The organism is Leptothoe spongobia TAU-MAC 1115, assembly GCF_018739885.1.
Taxonomy (GTDB): domain Bacteria; phylum Cyanobacteriota; class Cyanobacteriia; order Phormidesmidales; family Phormidesmidaceae; genus Leptothoe; species Leptothoe spongobia.
Window position 1 is genome coordinate 14928 of the sequence record NZ_JADOES010000023.1, and the last position, 9519, is coordinate 24446.

The 9519-nt window shown below is 47.8% G+C and carries 9 protein-coding genes; 4 read left to right on the forward strand and 5 right to left on the reverse strand.

What is annotated here, in order from left to right; genetic code table 11:
- The first annotated feature begins 3 nt into the window (after positions 1–3).
- The 4 genes from IXB50_RS12630 to IXB50_RS12645 are packed head-to-tail and all read left to right on the forward strand — an operon-like array spanning position 4 to position 3813.
- A complete protein-coding gene (locus tag IXB50_RS12630; RefSeq protein ID WP_215609333.1) occupies positions 4–384 on the forward strand; it encodes a hypothetical protein in 381 nt (126 codons plus the stop codon).
- Positions 381–974 carry a hypothetical protein gene (locus IXB50_RS12635; RefSeq protein ID WP_215609334.1) on the forward strand — a complete coding sequence of 198 codons (594 nt, stop codon included), beginning with the start codon at positions 381–383 and terminating at the stop codon, positions 972–974. The genes IXB50_RS12630 and IXB50_RS12635 overlap by 4 nt, the downstream gene beginning before the upstream one ends.
- Positions 931–1950 carry a hypothetical protein gene (locus IXB50_RS12640; protein ID WP_215609335.1) on the forward strand — a complete coding sequence of 340 codons (1020 nt, stop codon included), beginning with the start codon at positions 931–933 and terminating at the stop codon, positions 1948–1950. Before IXB50_RS12635 ends, IXB50_RS12640 begins: the two co-directional genes overlap by 44 nt.
- 12 nt (positions 1951–1962) lie before the next feature.
- The gene (locus tag IXB50_RS12645; RefSeq protein WP_215609336.1) at positions 1963–3813 is read left to right on the forward strand and encodes a hypothetical protein; all 1851 of its coding nucleotides are present in this window, start codon (positions 1963–1965) and stop codon (positions 3811–3813) included.
- Between the two features lie 398 nt (positions 3814–4211).
- Here IXB50_RS12645 and IXB50_RS12650 read toward each other — a convergent pair whose 3' ends face one another.
- The 5 genes from IXB50_RS12650 to IXB50_RS12670 all read right to left on the reverse strand — a co-directional run bounded on the left by IXB50_RS12650 (position 4212) and on the right by IXB50_RS12670 (position 9497).
- Positions 4212–4997 carry an FHA domain-containing protein gene (locus IXB50_RS12650; RefSeq protein ID WP_215609337.1) on the reverse strand — a complete coding sequence of 262 codons (786 nt, stop codon included), beginning with the start codon at positions 4995–4997 and terminating at the stop codon, positions 4212–4214.
- Between the two features lie 120 nt (positions 4998–5117).
- Positions 5118–6059, reverse strand: a complete 942-nt coding sequence (locus tag IXB50_RS12655; protein ID WP_215609338.1) for a hypothetical protein — start codon at positions 6057–6059, stop codon at positions 5118–5120.
- A gap of 4 nt (positions 6060–6063) precedes the next feature.
- Positions 6064–6435 (reverse strand): hypothetical protein, encoded by a 372-nt coding sequence (locus IXB50_RS12660; RefSeq protein WP_215609339.1) that lies wholly within the window; start codon positions 6433–6435, stop codon positions 6064–6066.
- An 8-nt stretch (positions 6436–6443) separates the two neighbouring features.
- Positions 6444–8687: a hypothetical protein gene (locus tag IXB50_RS12665; protein WP_215609340.1), complete on the reverse strand. Its 2244-nt coding sequence runs from the start codon at positions 8685–8687 to the stop codon at positions 6444–6446.
- A 3-nt stretch (positions 8688–8690) separates the two neighbouring features.
- On the reverse strand, positions 8691–9497 hold the full coding sequence (locus tag IXB50_RS12670) for a hypothetical protein (RefSeq protein ID WP_215609341.1): 807 nt from the start codon (positions 9495–9497) through the stop codon (positions 8691–8693).
- Positions 9498–9519: the final 22 nt, after the last annotated feature.

Sequence of the window (9519 nt, forward strand, 5' to 3'; positions counted from 1 at the left end):
CCCGTGGATCAAGGCGAAGATCTAAGGGTGCAATTGCGGCTTTATGCGGATAAGCCTCGTGAAAAACAGGTGGCCGAAGTTTTACAGAACTTGGCTAATTCGAACGGGGAAAGCGTTAATGAAACGGCCAAGCGGATATTGATGGTTTTCGCAAAGGCTGCAGCTCAAAGTCCAGCTATAAACCTAACGCTGGCTCAAGACATGGCCACTGCATTGGTAGGGCAAGCACCAACAGGATCCGCAACACCCGCAACACCCCAGTTCAATTCCGCTAGTGAGCTACCCAAGCCCACTAGCCAGCCCCAAAAAAATAAAACGAAACCAGAGCCCCAACCTCCAACTGAATCTCCTGGCATACCAGAGATTGACATGAGTGAACTATGACTAAGCGTAGACGTCGCAAAAAAGAACAACCTCTTGGCGGATTACCCATCAGTGTTGAACATTTAGTGCTTTTCGCGATCGCAGGAATTGCTACCTTATATGCGATTTCACCAGCTGGTAAGGCTGGCCGAGAAACTGGCCATGCCATTAGCCAAGCTGGTGCAGAGCAGGCTGTTTTGGTATCTGATGCTGAAAGCACACTCAAAGAGTTGGAGTTGAGTGCTGAAGTCGGCAATCAAATGTATCAGCAGCTATGCACCATGCTGACGATCAGAGATGAGGCTGGCTTTTATAGGGTAGTGGCCGTTACCGAGAATACTCAGTACACAGATAGTGCTACTGGGCTACCCGTAGCTGAAGGAGAGTTGTTATGCGACGACAACGGCAATGTCGGAAAAGCGATCCTACACCCTGAGACAAAGGAACCTGGATACATCGGCAAAATCTACCGTGCATCTGACTCAAAGCTGATAAACAAAAGGTTTCATGACTCTTTTGATAAAGCAGGAGTCCCCGTAATTCGATCAAATAGCGGAATCTCAAACAATGACAACAACCCCTCACCCACCGTCACCATCACCCGTCCCTGATCCAACCACACCTCCAGTCCCACCTCCTCTACCCAAAGAGAGTAAATTTCAACGATTCACTAACTCCAAGCCAGTGACAGCCCTGAAAGGGCAAGGCAAAGAACTATGGGACTCCGTTAAGAGCCCTGGTTGGATTCGATCAGTTGGCCTAATGGTGCTCGGCATCCTGGTATACAACGGAACCAATTACCAATGGCTAGGAGAGCTTCTGTCTTGGGGTGGAGTGGGTCTAGGTATCTATGACCTCTGGACAACCAAAAAAAAGATATTCCCTGGCAACAAAGATGCATGGATTTCGTGGTTAGGGCAGTGGATAGCAATTTTAGTATTGCTGATCCTTTTTTGGCAGTCTGCCCATATTTATACAGCTATGGCACGGGCTATCTTCCCAGATCAGTCAATCATCCAATTTGGTGATCTAGGAGCCGAAGCCGTTAGCAAGCTTCCCTTGATTGGATGGATGGTTGCCTCTGTTCTAAAGGTTGTTGCAGCAATGTTGAAATCAATGGAGATGACGGCAGTCGGCACATTAGCCGTTATCTGCTACGGCTACATCCAATACGCCGAAGTCGCACCCATCCTTCTAAAAGGCGACATCCGAATAATGGATAGACTGATCGACTCACTGAGTCAACAACAGTATGTGAATACCGCATCAAACGACCCAAAGGTCGTCAAGGACTTAGCAGAAGAGAGAAACGAGTTCTACGACTCGTACCTCGAAGACATCAAGAATCGTCAGCTCTGGGCCTATATCGTCGATGCTTTTGTTTGTGCAATTTATGCCCCGATCTTTGTCGGAGGCTATACCAACGTGGTCTGGAATGCAATTAGGTTTGCATTCGGCCTTAACTTATTGGACTGGGCCAACATCATGCGAGTCGGTATCTCGCTTTTCGGGTTTGCGTTTGTGGTTAAGCGGTTCGTAAAAATCCGCCGAGAATATTTGCTGCTCTCAGGGAAAATAATTAGTTAGGAAGCAGGAAGGATGCAGTCATACCTTGAAAGAATCCCAGAAGGTCAACAGTCACAGGCCATCGAGACTATCAATACCCAGATCAAGGACGGGACACTAGACGTTAGCCGGTTCTACCGTGCTCAAGTGCGGAACCAAGTGAATGATAGATTCCGCAATGGTATCTTGACTGCTTTGGGGGGCACTGCCCTCTCAGGAGTGGTAACTCTGGTTGCGATTCCTGGCGCTCCAGTTGTTCTATTAGCGATTGTCAGCGGTACAGCTGGATATTTTCTAGCCTCTAAAGCTTACAAACAAAAGAAGAAGGCTAATCGGGCTATCAAAGATGGTCAGTGGGGATATTTGCTAACTGACGATCAGCTCTATGAGATGGAGTCGGTCATCAAGGATATGCCTAAGCCTGCCACCCCTCAGATTGAAGAATCAATCTACTTGGTTCGAAAAATTCTCCAAGAAGAACTGGAACTAGAACCGAAAGAGGACGTGATCGATGTCGAATCTTCAGAGATAGAGGCGGTCGATCAACCTAATGATGCCCCAGTCAGTTTGGCTCAAGCTGAGCCAGGCACTCATGATGCTCAGCGGATGGCTCAGGATCAAATCCCTCGGTCGGCTGCTCGCGAGAGAGCAGCGAATTTAACAGCTCTTAGAGTAATTCTTGATTCTCCCTTCGATTCCTATTTCATTCCCGGTGCGCAGCGCACTGGTAAAAGTTACTTCGTTGCGATCGCAACTCGGCTACTAGCTGCCCAAGGTATCAAAATCTTTCATATCAACCTGCTTAGCTACACCAAGCCTGAGACAGGGACTAACGAAGATATTGAGTACACCAGGCACTGTTACAAATCGGTCAAGGCCGATTTCTTCACCATCAATCAGCGTGAGGCGAAGGTAGCTGTTGATGAGGCCCTGGCGCTATTTAATGAATGGCAAAGCACAGAACGAGCCATCCTCTGGGTTGATGAGTGGCCTGAGATGACCTCAAAGGGGAATAAATACCCCGCTGTTGTGCTTCCTCTAAATCGTGCGATTGCAAATGCGATTAGTACCTTGACTAGTGGTGGAGTAAAGCGCGAGCAGTCTATCTATTGCCTTGGCCCCAAGATAGTGGCAGGCGAGATGACCGACGAAGGCCGATACGTCAAAGCATGCAAACTGCTTTATCTGTCCATTGCACCTGGCAAGTCAACCGCTTGGGGTAAAAGTACAGTTACCTTCGATGAGCAGTTATTTGACCAGGTATCGCGCAACTTTGAAATTACCAAACCAACCGTATCTAATTCACCAGTCGGAGAACTCAGGATCGGTTATGCCGAAGACTCATGGTTGCCTGTGGGACTGGACGGTATCATCCTCAGTGAGCTGCCCATGCCATCAGACCCCGAGGAGGAGAAGACTGAGGCAGTTCCCGTTACTGCCTCAACCCTGCGATCGCCAGTTGAGGAAAAACCGCAGCAGGATGCTGACAAGACTCCGATAGCTGAGACAGCAACTGATGAGCTAGACAGTTTGTTTGAAGCACCTGCGGATGCCGAATCCGAGTTAGGTGCTCTGTTTGACGATGAGCCTGTCCGTCCACCGATGCCCGAGATGGAGGCAGCGCTAGAACGATGGGGTCAAGCAACTAAAGAGCAGCATCAAATGCTAGTACGGCTGTTAGAGCAACTGATGGGCACCTATGGCACAGACCATGTAACCTTCACTGCCGCTAAGTTGATGTCATCGGCCTGGGGGGTCGATGGACATAGAAATGGGTACTTTGCCGATAAAAAAGGAGAGCGAGCAGAGCCTTTTCTGAAGGCCCTCGTCAAGGCAGAGTTCCTGGATCAGGACGGTTCAAAATACACCGTCACCTTCAAGTGATACTCAGAATCGAGACAGCTAGACAAAAAATAAGGGCACAGGGTAGAGCGGTATATACCGCTCTTTTTTAATGTCTCGATGTCTTGTCTCGATGTCTAAAAAACGCTAGACATACTGATATATAAGGATCGACAGCTTAGACAGGAATCTAGACAGGTGTCTCGATGTCTAGGATTTGTCTAGATATCTAGGGTTTGTCTCGATCAGGTGTCTCGATGTCTAGGGTTTGTCTCGATCAGGTGTCTCGATGTCTAGGGTTTCAGCTGAAAACGCTAGACATACCGATATATAAGGATCGACAGCTTAGACAGAAGCCAAATACAGGGACTTAAGTCAATCTCAGCCAAGTTGAGCCAGACTGAGTCAGGTTAAGTCAAGTCGAGTCAGACTCAGTCAGGTTATTTCTGTAGGTCGCGTAGGAACCGAAGATGTACACGATCCAAGTTTGGCATGTCGCGTACTAGTTCGACCCTAACGCGACTGTCATTTTGTTTCTTGTGCAGCGATGGATAGATTTTCCAGACGACGACAGCTACCGCAAGGATGATCATTGCCTGAAGCATGCAGGCAATGACGACTAGCTTGTACAGCAGCTCTGTTCGGTTAGCGGGTTTCTCTTGAAGCCAGTTGACAATATCTAGGACAATGGCCCATCCGGTGACTTCAGCCTGGCTAATCAGTTCCTCTTCAATTTTTGGTTCAATCTTGACCTTGCTCACTCTGTCGAAGTTTGGCCAGTTTTCATCAAGCCAATAAAACTGCCCGACCGTGATATCGGAGCAATCTTCGACTACCGCAATTCGAAAATCAGGCCCTAACCAGATTAATGTTCCAACTGATATCTCAGCCTGGCCCGAGATTCTTTCCCATTCGCGTTTGGTTTTAATCCGAATGCCATTCGATGACGGTCGAACAAAGTGCTCAGCCTGTCCACCGTCCTTGTAGACGCCACCATCAATTAGAAACCATTTTTTGTCCTCTGGATGGAAGAACAACGTAAAGTGGATGCGCGAGATCAGAGCATTCTTGATATGAAGCCCTGGATCACACTGCTTAGCATCTCTTCCTGCTCGCCAAACGTGCTTCTCAACAGTTGGCTCAAATTCAACACAGGTTCCAGCTTGATCGCAGGGAGCATTGTCCCAAAACAGTAATGCGATCTTGCTTGAGGATTTGGGTTCCATTATTGTCAATCTAAAGGAGGCCTTCGTTGCTTTTCAGAAACGTGTAGCCAGTTCGTTTCAACTCGCAGGTCAAAAAAAATCAACCCTAGATTCCAAATCTGCAGATCCAATTCGGCTTGACTACCCTTGAAGCAACGAAGATATGCCGGACGTCTGGAGAACAGAATCGGCTGCAAAATTAGCCTCTGCAAAATTGGTGAGTGTTCTTTGGACCAGATGAAATTCGTTGAATCCTTGTTCCAGACTAACAACCTGGCTACCACCAAGACTGCATAATATCTCCACCCCTGCAACCTGCTCGTAATGGAATTTGGCTAATTGGGAAGTTGCTGGAAAATTTACACCCAAGCCAATGCAGCCATTGTTACCAACATCACAGTTTATGTTGGCAACAATTTTCAAAGGTAAACCGCTAACAATCTGAGTATTTTGAGACGCATCATTGTTAAATATCCGCCAAGTTTCACCCGTATAAGCGTGCTGTTGAAGCCCTGGCAGGATAAATTCAGACACTCTGCCAATCTGATTGTATAAATTCCAGACCCACCGGTTGATAGCATTGTCTCTTAATAATCCGTCGTAGTAGACAGTGCCTAGATATCGTCTGGTGATGTCACCATTTTTGACTAAAATCCCGTTTTCTCTTTCGAGCGGATTCTGTCTGTCCCCACCAGCCGTCCATAACTCAAACTCTAGATTGACATCTGAACCATTCAGAAAGGCAAATACGTCATACAGTCTGTTGGCTGTTTGACCAGAGAATGATAGTGGAATGACATCAAACGATGCCAGTGTCCATTGCCCCCCAGAAAAGAGTGCTGCTAGGTTTCCGCCCCAGGGATGTAGGTACAGCGTTTGCCCTGCTGACGGATTCTCTAAGTCTGGATTGGACGGATGAATCGATAATCTTCCTTGGAATATTCCAGGGTTGATTCCCTGGATGATCGTTCCGACCGAAGCAGGTTGTAATGCAGTATCAGCCAGCCCCCCTTGAGCTGCAGTTGCAAAAAACTTCTTCAGTGCTTGGCGAATTAAGCCAACGGTACCAAAATCAAAACTCATATTTTTATGCCCTCTGAATACCGGTCAATCGGTAGTTTCCGGCTGACCCAGCATATGAATAGGTGTCTGTGACTGACAACGACAAACTGACTGACGTGTAGGTTATGGTCTGAACTCGTTCGTCAGCTGTACCAGGATCTAGATATGTGTAAGTGACAGCATAGTCATCTCCTGCCTGAATCCTCTGAAGCTTGCTGGATTGGCCTGCATTTAATGTCTCCAGCTCAGCCTTGATATCTTGCAACAACTGCTGTTGAACATCGACCAGCTTGGTTGTCAACCCATTATCAAGGTTGAGAATTGCGGTTACTTCGCAGGTTGAATTGTCGTCAAACTGATACAGCTTGCGACCGTCTTGAATAATAAACTGGCCCATTGTTTTAGCTAGTAAAGGTTAAAGACATCTATGGCTGCGTAATTCGGTCCATCAGTATTTAGCTGAGTACTTTCATACGTAGAGCCATCCCCAGCGTTTAATGCACATACGACCATATAGCGTTGCTCATTCTTCTCAATCAAAAAGCCAACTATTAGTTGGTAGGCTGAACTTGACTCAAGTTGAGTCTTAAGTACTCCAAGTGAAACCCCATCAGATTCCAGTCGAATTGCTAGTCCCTGTGATTGAACCGAGGCAGCGGCGATCGCAGTGAGAGTTTGACCTTGCTTCGGTAAGGTATTGCCGTTCGAAGCAAGGTGATGGGTAAGTTGCGAGAAGGTAGCGCTATCTGGTAGCGCAGCTGTTCCAGCTGGCTGGATTTTGGTGTTGAACAAGTATGCATCCTGAGCACCTGCATCCGTATTGACTGGCAAGCGCAGTGCTATTAACTCACGACCGAGTTCCCCATCTCCGCCATCGTTGGCATTGCCACCACCTTGGCTATTACCAAAAAATATGGGATCGCCCAAGACAATTGAGTCGTCAATTATGCCGGTAGATGATAGACCGGCATAACTCGCTTCTATAAATTGAAACTGCCACTGCTCTGACCCTGGTGGAGCATGGCTGACTAGTAAGTTGTAAGTTGAATTGTTGCTGAGCCCGCTAAGGATCGGAACATCTTGTCTGGCAGAGGGAGCGCTTGGACCATCGATAAAGGCGATGACTCCTCTGGCTGTAGAAGGAATGGCAGCAATACCGGAACCGTTTGAGTTGACCGTGTACTTTTTGTAGATCCTGATAGAGCCTCGGGCCTGATCAAAGACAATGATGTGATCTTCACTATTTGCCGGTTCTTCGTAGGCTGTTAGATCAGCACTTTTGATGTTGCTGGCGTTAATGGCAACAGAGTTCAGGTAAACCGCTTCCAGCCCTTTACCTGCAATTGGAAAACCAGACCCAGCAGGATACTCAATCCCTGGCACCAAGTACGCAATATCGCCAGGCTGCATTTCAGTATCGTTCGTGTCTAACCAGGTTAGCGCTCCTGTTCCACCTTCCCCGGTGTAAGACCCGTTATCACTGGATTCAATTCCATTCTTGCTATATATCTTATGGTCAGTGTTGTTTGGCCCAAAACGTGCGCCAGATGGGCTATTTCCAGCGAAGTTTACGGTAGCTTCTGCAGCACCGCCATTGTCAGCCAATGTTAACGGGAGGCAAAATTCTTGCTGAAGGATTGCTTGATTTGTGAAAATCATTCTTTGCTCATTAGCTAGGGCTGTGCTGCCATTAGGGCTAGCTGTGGCAATACCTGGAGCATCCAGCGTAGACGCCACCTGTCCATTGACTAAATTCAGAACAATCCTGTTATCTGTTGGTGTATCGCTGAGCGATAGCCCCCTAAACAGCCGATGGATGGATTCTGATAGCCTTGCTTGCCAAAGATCCCATTCAGGCCCCACATACCGATAACTGGGCTGTAGGTTGAATCTTTCTTGAAAATCACTTTCCCCTGTTCTGCCCCATCGATATCCATCTTGGATCGTGTTTTGAACGCGCCAGACACGCAAGAGTTCGATCATTTCAAGAGAGTCTTCGACCACCGTATAAGTTGCATCAGCAACTAAATTGTTATCCAGTGGATATATCTGCAGGGTGCCTGTCTCAATGCCGCCAGCCGTTTTGTTCGCGGTCAACTGTCGCTCACCACTTACCTCAGGTAATACAGCCCACACAGCACTAGCCGTTACTTCCCCACTGCCCCAGACAAAGGCGTAAAACTCTCGCTCTCTACGGGTATTTTCCTTTGTTTGAGTTTGGATAGTGGACGATTGATCTCGCCAGCTAAATTCCAGCTGAATATCTGGATCGATGTCAGCGGTCACGACTGCACGGAATCCCATCAAGTAGATGCGATCGTATCGGCTAACCGCTGAGACCGTATCAGCCAATGATGGGAGCACTAGCGTGTGGTTGCCCCCCAAGATGCCTAGTGTTGGATGCTTTTGAGAATAAAACCCTAAATCGCTTGGGATGACAACGCCCTTAGACCCTACCGTTGCGGCAAATATAGGCCGAGTTGTTATACCTGATGGCTTGAGCTTCCGAGACTCATAGATGTGATTGAGCAAAAGGCTACCTGCTACGGATAACTCCTCAGCTGTCGGTACCCGTGCATCTGTGTCAGTCTGTGGCGCAACAAACTGTACTAGTGCATCGTTTGTTTTTTGATCTACTTGGATAGGCATCGGTTAACCACCGTAGAGAATAGCAATCAGTCTGATCTGGCCTGTGGAAAATCGCTGGATTCCACTATCGGTCGAACCAGACCACAAAAAATCACCTGTCGATATCCGTACAACCGTTTCTCCTATGTCGTAGGCGATCGCACCGGTTGTGCGATTTAACTCATTGACAAAGAAAGTAACCTGCCTGGCAGGGGAGGTTTCGTTGGCTCGAAACTGAATAGAGAGCTGGTCTGGTGCAGCCCCCAGGCCATGGGTAAAGGACTTTATCTCATTGGCTGCAGTGTCGATCCAATTGCTGCGATAGACCGACGGAGCAGTTTGTAACAAGCTGTTGATGGCCTGTACTGCTTCAGGTGCCATAAATCCAGCCACCTGGCTAGTAGCAAGTGCGTGTAAGTTGCCACCACCACGCTGACCATGATCAGTGTCTGCAAAAGAATCATTTTCTTCCCCAGGCTGCTCAGTTGTAACAAAGGGCGTTTCAGCTTGCTCCCATGCATTGTTGCGAAATATCCGAAATGGGTATTCACCTTGATCGACCAAGGATGGATCGATCAATACCTGATTTGTTATTGCTGATTCTGGATAGTCGGTAGATGTGAGCTGCTGTAGAAAGCGACTCTGCAGTATAGCCGCAATCTGACTGTGGTCTCCTGGTTCATCTCCCGTTTCCAATGGCTCAAGGTTGGCGATTCCGAGTATGGCAAGTAGTTCGCCAAGCACCGCATTCATAAAGGCAGCACGAACGATTGTCCCGCCATCTGGATTGCCATCGACAAATAGCGAGGTATCAGTATCAGGTAATCTCATAAAAAATGCCCGGCAATCTCGC